Raw genomic sequence first — 12,818 nt, 5'->3', positions numbered from 1 at the left:
TGCGAAAGTTGCGGACGGTTGTCGTTTCTTTGGCAACTAATTGTGCAGTGCAGCATAGATCCGGAAATCAGCCAAGCTTGGAGAGCGGCGTTCTCTGGCCCTTGTGTTACAAAGGGTTTCAGTCGGTGAGCGCGAAAAAAAGACAGCGATGTCTGTCGATTTTGCTTGATGCATTTCGCAGTGCACCCTATAAGCAACCTGTGAGGCGGCGCTGCCGCCTCTGCCCTTCCTGGGCGTTTCCTCCCTAATGAACTGCCCGGCTTTCGAGCCGGGCTTTTTTTTGCCCGTAACCTGGGCGAACCCAAGGCGAATGGCCGCGCTCGGCGCATTTTCCCGAAAAACGCGAAACGTGAGGGTTCAGAGCAGCTCGGTCCAGTCGGTCTGGACCAGGCGCGCGGTCACCGACTCGATATCCGTCTTCAGCCGCGCCAGGCCCTCCGCCGGCTCGCGGGTCGTCTCATTCATATAGAGCGCGCGATTGATCTCGACCTGGATGGCGTGGGTCCGCCGCGACGGGCGGCCGTAGTGCTCGGTGGTGTAGCCGCCGGCGTAGGGCGCGTTGCGGGCCACGCGATAGCCCAGGCCCTCCAGGGTCTTTTCCATCAGCGCGGTCAGTCCGGGACCGCAGGCCGCGCCGAAGCGATCGCCCAGCACGATGTCGCACGGCCCGCCGCCGCGGGCCCGGTGACCCCGCGCCGCCGCAGCCGGCATCGAGTGCCAGTCGACCAGGATCGCCAGGCCATGGGCGCCGCGCGCCTGGGCCAGCAGGCGGTCCAGCGCGTCGTGATAGGGGCGGTGGGCGGTCTCGATGCGGGCCTTGGCCTCGGCGAAGGTCAGCTTGCGGGCATAGATCGGACGACCCTCGCCGGCCACCCGGGCGATGGCCCCCAGCCCCGCCGCCACCCGCGCCGTGCGGGCCTGGGCGAAGTCGGGCAGGGCGTCCTCGAACATCGTGGGATCCAGCTCCCAGGCGTCACGGTTGAGGTCGATATAGGCCCGGGCCAGGCGGGCGCGGATCACGCAGACCCCAAGCGCGGGGGCGCCCCCGATCAGGTCGTCGACGAAGGCGTCTTCCGAGCCGCGCAGGTCCTGGGCGGCCAGCCGGGCGGCGGCCATCATGTCGGGCGGATAGAGGCGTCCCGAGTGCGGCGAGGCGAACACCAGCGGCGTGGGCGGCGGCTCGCCCTCCGCGCGGGCGCGCATCACCTCGAACGCCGGCGAGAAGCCTTGCTCCGCCGTCTCCGGCGTCTCCGAAGCGATCGGCTCCCATGCGGTCATGGGCTTATTGTCGCGGCCTGGCGGTTCCGGGTCAAACGCTGAGGGGCCGCGGTATAAGGAAGCGGGGCGTGGGCCTGGCTTTAGCTGTGGACAGCGAGAGCCCGGTTCATTCCCGATTTACCGTCCTTCACTAGATTCTCACTTTCAAATCCCGCCTGTCGCCTGGAAACTGACCGCATGGCCCGCATCCTCCTCGCCGAAGACGACGACTCCCTCCGCGGGTTCCTCGCCCGGGCCCTCGAGCGCGCCGGCTTCGAGGTCACGGCCTGCGCCGACGGCGAAGAGGCCGTCCAGCACCTGGACACGCCCTGGGACCTGCTGCTGACCGACATCGTCATGCCTGGCATGGACGGCATCGAGGTGGCCCGCCAGGCCGCCGCTCGCGACCCGTCCCTGCGCATTATGTTCATCACCGGCTTCGCCGCCGTCGCCCTGTCTGCGCAGGATCGCGCCCCGGCCGGGGCCAAGGTGCTGTCCAAGCCCGTGCACCTGCGCGACCTCGTCTCCGAGGTCGAGAAGATGATGGCCGCCTAATTTTTTGGGGACCCGCCGAAAGGCGGGTTGCGCGACGGCCAAGCCGCCGCTATACCCCCACACCTTCCCGCCCGGGACGCTTTTCGAAGCGCTTCCAGGCCGCTTTGGCGGACGCGTAGCTCAGCGGGAGAGCACTACGTTGACATCGTAGGGGTCACAGGTTCAATCCCTGTCGCGTCCACCATTCCTTTTTCTCTTAGATAATCAACGCCTTAAGCCTTCCGGGCGCGATCCTAATTCGCCTCGCGCGACGCGTTGGATCCCAGAATGGTTCCCGGAATGCATGCGGCGAAAGCGACCGTTTGCGAGCGGCGCTCGCATCGGGCGTTGACTCTTCTGTTCGTCAAGATGAGAACATTAGCGGAACATCGAGAGCCGCTAATGTCACCCCCACGTGCCCCTCAGCGCGCGATCCAGCGCGCGCCTAAGCCGCCCCGCGTCTATCAGCGCGGCGTGAAGAAGCTGACACGGGTCAAGTTTCAGGACCAAACCCTGCACTTCACCTTTCCCCAGAGCACCGGCGGAAGCCGCAGGTCAGCGAACGGCTTCGTCGCTCTGGACCAGGTCCCAGCCTTCGAGGGCGATTCGGCCTGGTTCGAGATGGAACTGGTCGAGGGCCACCCCTGGAATTATTGGCGAGCGATGCGGCAGGTGGAGGCGCCGGGCGATGCCCGAGCCTAGCGCCAGCGACCGCCAGAAGGCGGCCCAGTTGCCGCCCGACGTCGCGGCGATGCGGCTGGTCGACTGTCTCGAGCTCGGTCACGACATCCGGATCAGCTGTCAGTATTGCGGCATGGCGCGCAGCTGGGGGCGGCGCGAGATGCTGAGCACAAAGCTCCGGCTACGGCTCGCCTGGCCCCTCGCCCGCGTACAGCGCGCCGTCGTCTGTCCCGTCCGGGGGTGCGGGGGACCGATGCCGATCATGCGATTGATGAAGGGCGGCTATCAGGACGGGTTCGATCGCGCGGACGCCGGTCGGCGCCAGGCCTGGCTGGTCGAGACCCTGCTGGACGCCGGGATCCTGCCGGCCGACGCAGGCGTCGCCTCCTCGGCCGAGCGGTGATCGATGGCCGACATGGATCCTCGCACCGGTCGGCTGGCGTCGCTGCAGATCTGGTGCGCCTGCGGCTACAGCGTGACCTGGCCGCGGGCCGTGATCGTCGCGAAGGCTGGGGCGTGGAAGCGCCCCAGCGAACTTCGCATGGCGGTCAGATGCTCGGCCTGCGGCGCGAAAGGGCCGCCCAAGGTGCGGATCAGCGGCTCCTACCGCTAGGGCGCGGGCGTGACCGCCTCGAATTCGCCGACGTCGCGCGTGAGATCGGATCGTCCGACAACCCTGCTCTCGAACTCCCGCGAGACCAGGATACGCACGCCGCGATAGCGGATGCCGCGGCCGATCGTCGTCATCTCGGTCTTCAGGATGTTGCCGACATAGTGGTCGGGGTGCAGGAAGATCGCGCCCGGGAGTTGGTTCTCGTCGCCGGTCTCAGCCGCCTCGGCGACCATGGCGTCTATAATCTGATCGATCTCAGGAAAGGTCATGGCGGCGGCATAGCTGAGTCGGATCGCTCTCGCGCCGCGTCACGTTGCCCGACCATGCTTACACCGCACGGATACACGTTCACCGTTACCGCCCGGGGCCAGAAATGGCGCGGGACCTGGGCCGTCGAGGGCAAGGATGTCTGTGTCTCCAGCGCCTTCGGCTCGGCCCGGGTTCCCAAGGGGCGCAAGAAGCCGACGGCTGTCGCCGAGGAGGCGCTCAAGGGCCTGGTCGACGACTGGGCGGCACGCCGCTAGGGTCGCCGCATGAGTGAGACGACAACCCCGAAGCCGAACCGCGCGCCCGATGCGGAAGACCATGGCGAGGGCGCGCCGCCTGAAGCTGTCAGGGCCAGGGCTGAGGCCGCCTACCATGCCGAGCTGTCCTTCGACGCCCTGGGAGATCCTGAACACGCCCCAATGGGCTGGTGGCATCTGAAGCTCTGGGACGGCCCCTGATGTGCAACCTCTACAGCCTCAAGACTGGCGACCTGTTCGCGACCTGGAACAAGGTTCTGAAACTTCCGGTCGTTTGGGACGGCCAGGCCTCGAACTTCGAGCCGCGCCCCGAGATCAAGATGACCGAGAGGGCGCCGATCGTGCGCTACGTCGCCGGCCAGGCCGTGGTCTCGATGATGCAATGGGCGTGGAGAGCCCCCACAGGGAAGCCGGTGTTCAACTACGTCTCGGAGAGCCGAGACTTCTCCAAGAGCGACCGCGTCCTGATCCCGGCGGACGCCTTCTATGAGTTCACCGCGCCCCAGCCGGGCCAGAAGCGCAAGACGCGCTGGAAGTTCACGATGGTCGACAATCCGCTCTTTTGGATCGCCGGCATCGTCAAGAGCGGCTGCTGGACCATGCTGACCACGGCGCCGGGGCCGGACATCGCGCCCTACCACGATCGCCAGATCGTGCTTCTGTCGGCCGAGCAAGGGCGCGATTGGCTGGACCTGGCCCGGCCTCAGGAGGAAATGCTCGCGCCGGCCGCCGCCGGCACGCTCAACGTGGAGCGGGACTTTCCTCCGGAGCCGGCGGACCTGTTCAGCTAGACCACGCCCCTACGGGAGCCCGACGCGGATCGCCAGTTCACGGGCGATGTCGGCCAAGTTCGATGGCCGCTCTTGCCTCTTGAACGCGGCTCGGTAGGCACGCGCCAGATCGGGGCGGCGCTTCAGCGCCGCGAGGATCTCGGCCTCGGTGAAAAGGCAAACAGCGGGAGCCTTGCGGCTGCGCGCCTCGACCCGATTGTATGCGACACGGTTTGCCGGCTCTCGGTTCCATTTGGCCCACGCCCAGAGGTCTTCATTGCTGACCGGGATGGTGCTCAATTTTCGGAACCAGGCCTTCGCCTCGACGGCCGCCTTGCGGCCAGTGCTCTGCTGATCAGGCATCGCGCTCTCTCGCTGCTGCGTGGGCAGCCTAGCGCAGAAGGCCAGAACGCGAAAAGCCCGCCGACCTCTCGGCCGACGGGCTTTCAGTTCGAGGCGAGCTCGGTTCGCGTCTATCCTGGAGCGGGCGGACAGTCCCGGTGCGGGACCTCGAGGCGTCGCCACCCCTGCCGAGCCCAGCGCGGCCAGGCCGTTTCATGCCACTCCAGCCAGGCCGATCCCAGCTTCTCGCCGAGCACCGCGACGATCGCCGCGTAGAGCGCGGCCTGGTCGACGCCGGCGGGCGGCAGAGGCTCGGCCACCAGCGGCGCGCAGACGGCCGCCGGCGGCGGGTCAGGAGCCGGGGGAATAGGCGTCCCGGGCCCAGGCCTCCCGGTAGTCTCGCACGCCGTCAGGAGCAGGGCGCTGGCCAGCAGCAGGGGCAGGCGTGTCGTTCGCATGGCGGATCGCGCGGCCCACGGCCACGCCCTTCTGGAAAGAGGATGAGATGTCGGCCGCGCAGGTCGAATTGGCGGCGCCGGCGTCGTCGGCCTCGCTACGCGCTCGATCGACGACGCGGCCGTCGCGGATCCGGATCGCCAGGTTCAGGTCGCCGATCGCGTGCTCGTAGTCCTTGGCGGCCAGCCTCCAGGTGACCTCGTCGGCCTTCAGCTGGTCGACGCGCCAGGTCTGGACGCCCAGGGCGGCGACTAGCGCCGCGCCGGCGACGCCAACGATCAGGAGGGCGTTCATGCGTCACCGGGGAAGGGCGGTAGGTCAACCGTTTGGCCGGCCAGGCTGTGGGTGCAGTCGTTGAGGAATTGGATCCGGCCATCGGTGACGTAGGAGTGACAGATCGCTGGCGGCGCCCCATCAACGCCGGCGTCGTCGCCGTTGTAGGTGACGAGAACAGATGGCGTGAAAGTCGGGCGATCGGCGTTGCCGTTGTAGCTCCAGCGCGGCCGGTTGCCCGTGCCGACCCGAAGACGGTGTGAACACGCGCAACCTGGACACCAGAAGGCGACGCCCGACCCGGCCTGACGAAGAACGGGGGAGAGCGCGCTCACGTCACGACCTCGAGCTCGCGGTCGCCGCTCTTCCAGATCTGCTCGCGCACGACCCGGGGCAGGATGATGCAGCCATGCGAGGCCGTGCCCGGGTTGGCGACGCTGTCGCCGTGGATCCGGAACGCCGAGCGCCCCAGGGCGGCGTGGCCGATCGGCTCCAGCTTCAGGGCGTAGGGTCCGACGTTGGCGCTGTCGTATCGCTCGGTGATCCGCCAGCGCCCGGCCGGGATCGGACCCAGGCCGACGGCCGCTTGCAGCGCGGGATTGTTCTTGCCACGCCCGAAGCCGGAATAGCCTCGCGACACGACCCGGCCGGCGCGCGACAGCTCGCCGGCGCTCTGGTCCCATTTCCAGGACATGGTTCTCTCCTCGGTGATTTAGGGCAGGGGTGCGAGCGGCGCTCGCATCAGTCGCGGACGACGGACGGATCCGCGGGCGGCGACGCCGGCAGGGGCGAGCTTGCGCCGGCCAGCTGGGCCAGCGCGCCGGTGGCGGTGCGGCTGGTCTCGGCCGCCGTCTCGGCCGCGTGCTTGGCGCCCACATTGTTGCCCCAGCGGAATGCGCCGTAGGCGACGGGCACGCCGAGGATCGCGGTCGCAAGGCTCGAGAGCACCGGAAGGATGCTGTCCTTCAGATCCTTCACAAGGAAGAAGCCGATGATCATGCCGGTGACCATCAGCATCGACCCGACGACGACGACGGCGTCGAGGGTTTCGTAGTCGCGTTTCATCCTGGGTCTCCCATGGGTTTCAAGTGGCCGTCGGCGGTCACCTCGAGGGCGTCGAAGGTGAGGGGTTCAGGATCGCGCCAGCCGTGCTCGAGCAGGATCCGGCGGTAGGCGCCGACCTTGGCCTCGAGTTCGCGGATGCGGGCGTCGCGCAGCGAGATCTCAGCCTCCTTGCTGGCGATCATCCGGGCGTGCTCCCGGCGCGCCTCGGCCAACTCGAGCCGCAGCTTGTCGACCTCGGCCGTCCAGTGGTCGACTTCCTCGCGAAGGGTCTGGATGATCTCGGCGGCCGCTTCGCGCGCCAGTCTGGCCAGGTCGAGCTTGGCGACCTGGCGGGCGGCAGCCGCGGCGACGGCGTCCGTGCGCTTTTTGGCCCGGGCGTCGATCCACATCTTGACCAGCGCCCCGATCGCGGCCGCGACGCCGGCGGCCTGGGTCCAGTACTTCTCGATCGCCGTGGGAAGTTCCACTGCACGCTCCTACCCTCCTGGCCGCGAGGACCTGGTCGCTGTGGTGATCTGGATAAATCGGGAGTTGCCGATGGGCGCGCGGATCGCCTATCGGGATAGCTGCGCCGCATCGGCGCGAGGGGGTACTAATGGCTGACGCAGCACAGGTGGATGATAACGACTTCACGCCGACGTATTCGGGGCTGAAGAAAGCAGCCCTCGTAACGGCCGCGCTCCTGCTGATTTTCTCATTGCCGGCAGTTTCTATAAAATCCGAATTCTCTCTTCTTGGAATACCAGTGAATGGATTCAATGGTAACTTTCTAAGATTTGGCCTGTTTGTAACGTCAGTGCTTTATACATCACACTTCACATTAGTGTGGTTCATGGATGGGTGGGCGTATGCAAGACGAACTAAGGCAAATGCGGGTACGCTTGCCGCTAGAATTTCCCAGCAGTTAGACGAAATATCGGATCTAGAAACATTGGCCACCGAGCAAGTTGCTTTGCTTGGCAAGGCTGTCGAAGGTGCCGGATCATCGCCCACTTACGAGTGGAAGCTGGTGCAAAACGCTTTCGGCGAAAGCGTCATCGCTGACGCGGAGCGGCTTGCCGAGGGCGCGTTTTCGCTCGACATGCTGTTCAATCACGAGACTGATGATCTCATTAGACGGCTGAACGTAGAGCGGCTGCCGAATATAGAGGAAGTAGGCCGGTACGGACCATTGATAGTCGATGTGGCCCGAGATCTTGTTCGCCGAGCGCAGTATCAGGCGACAGTAAGAGGGGATACCGAACCGCTATTTCTAAATCGTCCTCTCGTGGACAAGCTGACTGAGTCCAGCGCCCAACTCGATGGCCTTACTTCACGGTTGAGGCATTTGGCCGAACAAATGAAGCAGGTGAAGTTGGAACTGTTTTTCGTCGACGCCATGCCAAGAATAAGAGTTCTTCTGGACTTCTGTCCGGTAGCGCTTCTATCGGCAGTCGCATGGCTGCATTTCGTCGGCGACACTTGGTTCAGCTTATGGCCAGACGCCGCCAGCGTGCTTACCGGATTGCACGTGATTGGCAGTTGACCTCCGGGTCTCTGGCAACGCGTGAGCGCCAGAGACCAGCATCAAGCGCTATTCAGCCGCGAGAACCGTAAGCTTCTCAACCAAGCTCCCGCCGATCCGTCGGCCCAGCCAAGCCTTGCCGGCATCGTTGTAGTGGGTGTTGTCCGCGTTCATATAGATCGACAGGTTGGTCCCGGCCGGCGGGCTGCGCCACCAGTTCTCACCGGCCGGAGAGTTGTCGAGCCAGATGAAGCGAGGATCGCCATTGGCGACCGCCAGGAAGGCTGCCTTGAGAGCATCGTGCCTGGACTGCGGGGCGGTGTAGTTCGTCGAGGCGGACGGCCCCATCCCCCAGATGATCGCCGACGCGCAGGCGGTCGAGCTGGCAAGTGCGCTGTAGGCGGCCTGGGCCGCCGCCGCCACGGCCGCGTCGGTATAGGCGGCGTTGTCGTTGACCGATGCCGGCATGCCGCAGATGTCCATCGTCCCGATGCGAGAGGCGTCGGCTTCACCGGCCGCGATCCGCTGGCCGAACGTGCCATCCGTACCCGTGAAGGCGATAAAGCCCGTCCCGCCCCGAGAGCTGGAGACCACGAACCGCGTTCCCATGGCCTCCCCGATAAAGTCGGGAATGGAAAGCTTCACGCGGTTCGTACCGGTGGCGCCGGTCGGGCCGCCGTAGCTGTCCCAGAGGACGAACGAACGGGGCTCGTTCGGGAATTCTGGCCGCCAGACCGAATAGCTCGAACCGACGTTGATCCCGCGGAACCGGAAGTCCGATTCCGAGTACAGCTCGACGAGGCGGTCGCCGGCCGAACCGAAATCCCACTTGTAGTAGGCGGACGAGGTCGACGTGATGTCGCTGTCGATGGCCGTCGCCCGGGCGCGGATGCCGGTGGCGTAGTCGGTCGCATAGACGACGACCCTGTTCCCTCCCGAGACAATCGTTCCGGGGATCATGACGATGTCGAAGCTGGGGGCGTTCGTCCGGAAGTACAGGGCCTGGCCGGGCGAACCGCGGCGAGCGCCGGTCCCGAGGTTCTCAAGGACGTTCTGACCCTTGTACTGAGACGGCGTGATCGGATCCAAGATGATCTGGCCGATGGCCCCGATCACCGTGCGGTCGCCGGCATTGTACTGCCCCGAGCCAAACGCCGGCCCGTTGCCCGTGACGATCGTCGAGTTGGCCCCCGCCGTGCCTGCCGAGAACGTCGCTGGGGAAGCCATCACCGCAGTGATCGGACCGAGGTTCGAAGTGCGGGCCGCGCGGACGATTTTCCGCGCCTTGGCTTGGGCGCCGGTTTGCAGCGCGATCGCCCTGACCCCGAGGCCACGGGCGACGACGTCGACGCCCTGCGCATGGCTGAGCTGCGGCAGCGCGGCCAGCGCCGCGATGAGGACGCCGAAGCGCCGAAGCATGGTCTTCATGGAAGCCCCCTATTGCGAGATACGGATGGTCGCGGTGCCGGCCGTGAGCGCGGCGACCTCGACGCGGAACTGCACGTCGGCTTCGGTCTCGACCCAGGCCTGTTCGGAGATGTTGCCGGTCCACACCGCGTACGGTTGGCCGGCGACGGTCAGCGGCAACCAGGTCGCGCCGCTGTCGAACGATCGCGTCAAACGCGCAGACACACCGCTGGCGTTGCCCGTGATGCTGACGTTGATCGGGCGACCAGCGACTGCCGGCAGCGCCGAAGTGTTGCCCGGCGCCGTGAGACTCGCCGTCACGGGAGGGACGCCGCTGGCCCCATAGGCCGGCGCGGGCGTGGTCGCCTTGCCCGTGACCGGGTCGATCAGCGAGACAGCCGTGTAGGTCGACGGCGTCCTCCCGGTCCCGACGCTCATCTGCTGAGCGACGGCCGGCACGGCGGAACAGGCGAGGGCGCATGCGAGCGCCGCTCGCACGAGGGCAAGCTTCATGGTTGGTCTCCAGGTGGGAGGCCGCGGCGGAGGCCGGGCCAGGATCGACGGCCGCCTAGGCAGCCATCAGGAACGCCAGGTCTTCCTCGGTGCGGACGTCGATTTCACCGTTGGCCGACTTGAGCAGCAGGAAGTCCAGGTACTGGCGATAACCGTCCTGGACGTTGCCGCCGACGCCGGTTTCCTGGTGATAGGCGATCCAGGCCACGCCCTTGTGGTCGATCGCCTGCTGAGCATGCTGGATCAAACGATCGCCGTTGTTCGTACCGGTGTAGCTGGCGCCGTTGAGGGCCCGGATCATGTACGGATCACTCCAGGGCAGCGTTTCGCCATAGACGAAGGGCGGCTTGGAGACGTCCGAGTTGCCGCCCAGGAAGGCGCGCACGGATCGGAAATGGGTCCGGAAGGACTCGAAGACCGCCAGGTCCGCTGGGCCCACGCCGCTGAACCAGGATCCGTGGCCCGTGCCGTAGCCGAGGCCCAGGCTCTTTTGCCAATTGCGCAGCTTTCCGAACCAGCCGATCCGCTCATTGTGGCTCATGGCGTCAACGATGGCCGCCGTTTCGGTGTCCCAGGCCTGGGACGCGATCTGGAACTCAAGCACGTCGTGCGCCTGGATCAGGTGCTGGTGCGTCATATACGTGCTGGAGCTGACGCCGATGCTCAGGGCGATCGGGCTGGGATGGAACATGCCGCGGAAGCCGCGCTTGACCAGCTCCGGCGCCGAAACCGTGTACTGGGTCAGATAGCCATCGTCGAAATCGATGATCGCCACGCCCTTGGTCAGCGGGTTCTTGACGAGGTTGAGCGAGCCGAACCGCAGGCTCATCGTCGCGCCATTCGTGGCGCGGACGACGTAGCGACCCCAGGTGAGCCCGGAAAGGTTGGCGCCGCCGCTGACGGCCGAGAACGCCGAAAGAGCAACAGCCCCAGGCTGCCAGCGCCCCAGACCGTTGGACGAGGTCAGCAGCCCCTTGAACCAGGAAGTCGCATCTCCGACCGGCAGCTCGTGATAGTTGCTCGGAACAGTGCCGACACCGGGCGCGGCCAAGCTGGGCGATCCGCCAGAGAACAGCTGGATTGAGAACCGGTCCATGTTGGCGGCGACATTGCTGACCGACCGGAACATGAACTGCAGGATCATGCCGTTCGCGTTGATCGGATAGCTCGTCGCGGCGGCGCAAGGAATGTACTGCAGCGGGCCAGATCCGGTCGTGGTCAGTTGCAGCGCGGTCGATCCGTAGGGCGACTGGGCGTCCGCTACGTCGGCCAGTCCCGTAATCCCAGCCCCGCCGTTATAGACGTCGGCCTTGGTCGCCAGATGGGCGATGCAGCGCTTGCCCTTCGATCGAGGCACAATCATTTCGATCTTGCCGCCGACCAGCGGGGCTTTGCGATCCAGGACGGTCGGATCCAGGGATTCCGGGCTGCCCAGGACCGCGCCGGCGAACAGCGGCGTGCCGACCACGCTTTCCATGTCGGCCTCGATCTCGGCGACCCGTCCCTGCAGGTCCAGGATCGCGGCCGCGGTCGGGGCGAAATACTGCTGCTGGATCCGGAACCGCGCCTGCAGGCGGTTCCCGACGTTGGCCGCCGGCACATCGCGCGGGGTCGCGAAGGCGTTGACGTCCCACCAGCCAGCGCCGTCAGCGGTGGCGCTGGTGGCCGCCATGATTCCTTCGGCGTGGATCCCCAGATACTCGCCTTGCGCCACGACGATATTGCCGAAGTGGGCCGGGGTGAAGTTCGCCTCGCCCGCCGTTGTCACCGGCAGGTCGATCAGCAGGTTGCGGTGCAGCTTGCCGTCGCTCTCGATCGACCATTTGGCCAGCTGCAGCGTACCCGGGGCGACGCAAAACACGTCCAGGGTCAGCAGCGGCCCGGTATGTTCGCAAGGATCCGCCCAGATATACATCCCACCAGAGACGCCAGCGCCGGTGACCAGAGCGCCGGGATTGCCGATCGTCTGGACCACATTGGCCCATTGCTGGTCCGCCTGGTCCTCCAGGAGGGCGGTTCTGTTCGCCAGGTCGGCCGCGAGGGTCTGGACGGCCAGGAAATCGGGGCCGTTGACCACCTGGGGATGCTGGGCGAATTCGGCGCCGTACTCGAGGCGAATGGTCGTCTGAAGGGCCGGCATTGCCCGCCAGTCGTCCAGCGCCGCATTGATCTGGCGCCAGCCCGGTCCATCGACCGGAAGGCTCGCCGAGGCCGTGAACATGCCGTCGCCGGCCAGACCGATCAGGTCGCCGGCGTTGAAGTTCATCAAGCCGAAGTCGGTCGGCGAGAACTCCTTGTGACCATCGCCCAGGTCGGTGACCGTGATCGTCGCCGTTTGCACGCGGCGGATCTGGGTCTGATTGCTGCTGACCTCATAACGACCGATGACCAGGTCGCCAACATCGACGAGGTCGACCTTCAGCTTGCTCAGCTGGCCGTAGTGAGCAACCGGCTCGGCCTGGATGTACATCGCGTCGGAGACCGGAGCTCCCTCGATCGGATCACCGCTGCGGCCAATCACCTGGATGACGTCGGCTCGCAGCGATTCGAAGACCGCGGGATCCAGCATCGCCAGCGAGATCGTCGAGCCGAACAAGAAGCCGGTATGCTCCCAGGGCCCGGCTCCGCTGATCCCGGTCTTAACGTAGATCCCGTTGTTGGCCGGGGTTGCGTCGCCGTAGACCACGGCCGGCGTACCGGGATCGGGAACCAGGTCCAGGTCGAGCAAGGCCTTGTCCAGCCACCAGCGGCCGCCGGCCATGGTGATCAACGACACCAGGTTCTGCAGGTTGGTCAGCGAGCCTGACCAGTTGTCGGTCAGGCGGCCGAACCGCACCACCAGTTCGGCGAAACTGGCCTCTTCGACAGGCGTGGGCATG

General features: G+C 66.2%; 20 protein-coding genes and 1 tRNA gene. 9 read left to right on the top strand and 12 right to left on the bottom strand.

The window, feature by feature from the left end:
- Window positions 1–357: 357 nt before the first annotated feature.
- Window positions 358–1,278: an N-formylglutamate amidohydrolase gene (locus tag ASD47_RS06100; RefSeq protein WP_056753065.1), complete on the bottom strand. Its 921-nt coding sequence runs from the start codon at window positions 1,276–1,278 to the stop codon at window positions 358–360.
- A 177-nt stretch (window positions 1,279–1,455) separates the two neighbouring features.
- Here ASD47_RS06100 and cpdR point away from each other — a divergent pair, with 177 nt between their 5' ends.
- The 5 genes from cpdR to ASD47_RS06075 all read left to right on the top strand — a co-directional run bounded on the left by cpdR (window position 1,456) and on the right by ASD47_RS06075 (window position 3,085).
- Window positions 1,456–1,812: a cell cycle two-component system response regulator CpdR gene (cpdR, locus tag ASD47_RS06095; protein WP_012284930.1), complete on the top strand. Its 357-nt coding sequence runs from the start codon at window positions 1,456–1,458 to the stop codon at window positions 1,810–1,812.
- A 109-nt stretch (window positions 1,813–1,921) separates the two neighbouring features.
- Window positions 1,922–1,996, top strand: a tRNA-Val gene (locus tag ASD47_RS06090).
- A gap of 197 nt (window positions 1,997–2,193) precedes the next feature.
- Entirely contained in the window at window positions 2,194–2,493 is a 300-nt protein-coding gene (locus ASD47_RS06085; protein ID WP_056753062.1) for a hypothetical protein, read from the top strand.
- A complete protein-coding gene (locus tag ASD47_RS06080) occupies window positions 2,480–2,875 on the top strand; it encodes a hypothetical protein (protein WP_056753059.1) in 396 nt (131 codons plus the stop codon). Before ASD47_RS06085 ends, ASD47_RS06080 begins: the two co-directional genes overlap by 14 nt.
- Before the next feature lie 12 nt (window positions 2,876–2,887).
- A complete protein-coding gene (locus ASD47_RS06075; RefSeq protein WP_156402132.1) occupies window positions 2,888–3,085 on the top strand; it encodes a hypothetical protein in 198 nt (65 codons plus the stop codon).
- On the opposite strand, the gene ASD47_RS06070 is transcribed toward ASD47_RS06075, so the two are convergent.
- Window positions 3,082–3,354, bottom strand: coding sequence for a hypothetical protein (locus tag ASD47_RS06070; protein ID WP_056753054.1), 273 nt, complete (start codon window positions 3,352–3,354; stop codon window positions 3,082–3,084). The two genes, ASD47_RS06075 and ASD47_RS06070, sit on opposite strands and share 4 nt — an antisense overlap.
- A 54-nt stretch (window positions 3,355–3,408) precedes the next feature.
- Here ASD47_RS06070 and ASD47_RS06065 point away from each other — a divergent pair, with 54 nt between their 5' ends.
- Genes ASD47_RS06065 through ASD47_RS06060 form a run of 3 tightly spaced genes read left to right on the top strand, consistent with a single transcriptional unit; the run spans window position 3,409 to window position 4,400 of the window.
- Window positions 3,409–3,609, top strand: coding sequence for a hypothetical protein (locus ASD47_RS06065; RefSeq protein ID WP_056753051.1), 201 nt, complete (start codon window positions 3,409–3,411; stop codon window positions 3,607–3,609).
- 9 nt (window positions 3,610–3,618) lie between these two features.
- Window positions 3,619–3,810: a hypothetical protein gene (locus ASD47_RS26515; RefSeq protein ID WP_156402131.1), complete on the top strand. Its 192-nt coding sequence runs from the start codon at window positions 3,619–3,621 to the stop codon at window positions 3,808–3,810.
- A complete protein-coding gene (locus ASD47_RS06060; RefSeq protein WP_056753049.1) occupies window positions 3,810–4,400 on the top strand; it encodes an SOS response-associated peptidase family protein in 591 nt (196 codons plus the stop codon). The genes ASD47_RS26515 and ASD47_RS06060 overlap by 1 nt, the downstream gene beginning before the upstream one ends.
- Before the next feature lie 9 nt (window positions 4,401–4,409).
- Here ASD47_RS06060 and ASD47_RS06055 read toward each other — a convergent pair whose 3' ends face one another.
- The 7 genes from ASD47_RS06055 to ASD47_RS06035 all read right to left on the bottom strand — a co-directional run bounded on the left by ASD47_RS06055 (window position 4,410) and on the right by ASD47_RS06035 (window position 6,982).
- Window positions 4,410–4,742, bottom strand: a complete 333-nt coding sequence (locus ASD47_RS06055) for a hypothetical protein (RefSeq protein ID WP_056753046.1) — start codon at window positions 4,740–4,742, stop codon at window positions 4,410–4,412.
- A gap of 110 nt (window positions 4,743–4,852) precedes the next feature.
- Entirely contained in the window at window positions 4,853–5,041 is a 189-nt protein-coding gene (locus tag ASD47_RS26510; protein ID WP_156402130.1) for a hypothetical protein, read from the bottom strand.
- Between the two features lie 31 nt (window positions 5,042–5,072).
- Entirely contained in the window at window positions 5,073–5,471 is a 399-nt protein-coding gene (locus tag ASD47_RS06050; RefSeq protein ID WP_056753043.1) for a hypothetical protein, read from the bottom strand.
- Window positions 5,468–5,785 (bottom strand): DUF6527 family protein, encoded by a 318-nt coding sequence (locus ASD47_RS26010; protein WP_082564488.1) that lies wholly within the window; start codon window positions 5,783–5,785, stop codon window positions 5,468–5,470. Before ASD47_RS26010 ends, ASD47_RS06050 begins: the two co-directional genes overlap by 4 nt.
- A complete protein-coding gene (locus ASD47_RS06045; RefSeq protein WP_056753041.1) occupies window positions 5,782–6,144 on the bottom strand; it encodes a tlde1 domain-containing protein in 363 nt (120 codons plus the stop codon). The genes ASD47_RS26010 and ASD47_RS06045 overlap by 4 nt, the downstream gene beginning before the upstream one ends.
- Window positions 6,145–6,191: 47 nt before the next feature.
- A complete protein-coding gene (locus tag ASD47_RS06040; RefSeq protein ID WP_056753038.1) occupies window positions 6,192–6,515 on the bottom strand; it encodes a hypothetical protein in 324 nt (107 codons plus the stop codon).
- The gene (locus tag ASD47_RS06035) at window positions 6,512–6,982 is read right to left on the bottom strand and encodes a hypothetical protein (RefSeq protein WP_056753035.1); all 471 of its coding nucleotides are present in this window, start codon (window positions 6,980–6,982) and stop codon (window positions 6,512–6,514) included. Before ASD47_RS06035 ends, ASD47_RS06040 begins: the two co-directional genes overlap by 4 nt.
- 128 nt (window positions 6,983–7,110) lie before the next feature.
- Between ASD47_RS06035 and ASD47_RS26505 the strand changes: the two genes are divergently transcribed.
- Window positions 7,111–8,040, top strand: coding sequence for a hypothetical protein (locus ASD47_RS26505; protein WP_156402129.1), 930 nt, complete (start codon window positions 7,111–7,113; stop codon window positions 8,038–8,040).
- Window positions 8,041–8,088: 48 nt separating this feature from the next.
- Here the strand turns inward: ASD47_RS26505 and ASD47_RS06030 are convergent, their stop codons facing one another.
- From ASD47_RS06030 to ASD47_RS06020, 3 genes are read right to left on the bottom strand one after another with little or no spacing between them, the layout of a single operon-like run.
- Window positions 8,089–9,447: a hypothetical protein gene (locus tag ASD47_RS06030; protein WP_056753033.1), complete on the bottom strand. Its 1,359-nt coding sequence runs from the start codon at window positions 9,445–9,447 to the stop codon at window positions 8,089–8,091.
- Window positions 9,448–9,456: 9 nt separating this feature from the next.
- A complete protein-coding gene (locus ASD47_RS06025; RefSeq protein ID WP_056753030.1) occupies window positions 9,457–9,939 on the bottom strand; it encodes a hypothetical protein in 483 nt (160 codons plus the stop codon).
- Between the two features lie 55 nt (window positions 9,940–9,994).
- Complete coding sequence (locus tag ASD47_RS06020) at window positions 9,995–12,817, bottom strand: hypothetical protein (RefSeq protein ID WP_056753028.1); 2,823 nt, start codon at window positions 12,815–12,817, stop codon at window positions 9,995–9,997.
- Window position 12,818 lies beyond the last annotated feature (1 nt).

Origin of the sequence: Caulobacter sp. Root1472 (assembly GCF_001426985.1) — a bacterium.
GTDB classification, from domain to species: Bacteria; Pseudomonadota; Alphaproteobacteria; order Caulobacterales; family Caulobacteraceae; genus Caulobacter; species Caulobacter rhizosphaerae.
The sequence above is the reverse complement of the archived record's forward strand: the minus strand, read 5'-3'. Positions and strand labels throughout refer to the sequence as shown.

What these genes read in the sequence shown, in the direction of transcription:
- ASD47_RS06085 (WP_056753062.1), top strand. Translation starts at nt 2,194, where the DNA reads ATGTCACCCCCACGTGCCCCTCAGCGCGCGATCCAGCGCGCGCCTAAG.
- ASD47_RS26505 (WP_156402129.1), top strand. Translation starts at nt 7,111, where the DNA reads ATGGCTGACGCAGCACAGGTGGATGATAACGACTTCACGCCGACGTAT.
- ASD47_RS06025 (WP_056753030.1), bottom strand. Translation starts at nt 9,939, where the DNA reads ATGAAGCTTGCCCTCGTGCGAGCGGCGCTCGCATGCGCCCTCGCCTGT.
- ASD47_RS06050 (WP_056753043.1), bottom strand. Translation starts at nt 5,471, where the DNA reads ATGAACGCCCTCCTGATCGTTGGCGTCGCCGGCGCGGCGCTAGTCGCC.
- ASD47_RS06070 (WP_056753054.1), bottom strand. Translation starts at nt 3,354, where the DNA reads ATGACCTTTCCTGAGATCGATCAGATTATAGACGCCATGGTCGCCGAG.
- ASD47_RS06075 (WP_156402132.1), top strand. Translation starts at nt 2,888, where the DNA reads ATGGATCCTCGCACCGGTCGGCTGGCGTCGCTGCAGATCTGGTGCGCC.
- ASD47_RS06080 (WP_056753059.1), top strand. Translation starts at nt 2,480, where the DNA reads ATGCCCGAGCCTAGCGCCAGCGACCGCCAGAAGGCGGCCCAGTTGCCG.
- ASD47_RS06040 (WP_056753038.1), bottom strand. Translation starts at nt 6,515, where the DNA reads ATGAAACGCGACTACGAAACCCTCGACGCCGTCGTCGTCGTCGGGTCG.
- ASD47_RS06055 (WP_056753046.1), bottom strand. Translation starts at nt 4,742, where the DNA reads ATGCCTGATCAGCAGAGCACTGGCCGCAAGGCGGCCGTCGAGGCGAAG.
- ASD47_RS06065 (WP_056753051.1), top strand. Translation starts at nt 3,409, where the DNA reads ATGCTTACACCGCACGGATACACGTTCACCGTTACCGCCCGGGGCCAG.
- ASD47_RS06100 (WP_056753065.1), bottom strand. Translation starts at nt 1,278, where the DNA reads ATGACCGCATGGGAGCCGATCGCTTCGGAGACGCCGGAGACGGCGGAG.
- ASD47_RS26515 (WP_156402131.1), top strand. Translation starts at nt 3,619, where the DNA reads ATGAGTGAGACGACAACCCCGAAGCCGAACCGCGCGCCCGATGCGGAA.
- ASD47_RS06060 (WP_056753049.1), top strand. Translation starts at nt 3,810, where the DNA reads ATGTGCAACCTCTACAGCCTCAAGACTGGCGACCTGTTCGCGACCTGG.
- ASD47_RS06045 (WP_056753041.1), bottom strand. Translation starts at nt 6,144, where the DNA reads ATGTCCTGGAAATGGGACCAGAGCGCCGGCGAGCTGTCGCGCGCCGGC.
- ASD47_RS06020 (WP_056753028.1), bottom strand. Translation starts at nt 12,817, where the DNA reads ATGCCCACGCCTGTCGAAGAGGCCAGTTTCGCCGAACTGGTGGTGCGG.
- ASD47_RS06030 (WP_056753033.1), bottom strand. Translation starts at nt 9,447, where the DNA reads ATGAAGACCATGCTTCGGCGCTTCGGCGTCCTCATCGCGGCGCTGGCC.
- cpdR (WP_012284930.1), top strand. Translation starts at nt 1,456, where the DNA reads ATGGCCCGCATCCTCCTCGCCGAAGACGACGACTCCCTCCGCGGGTTC.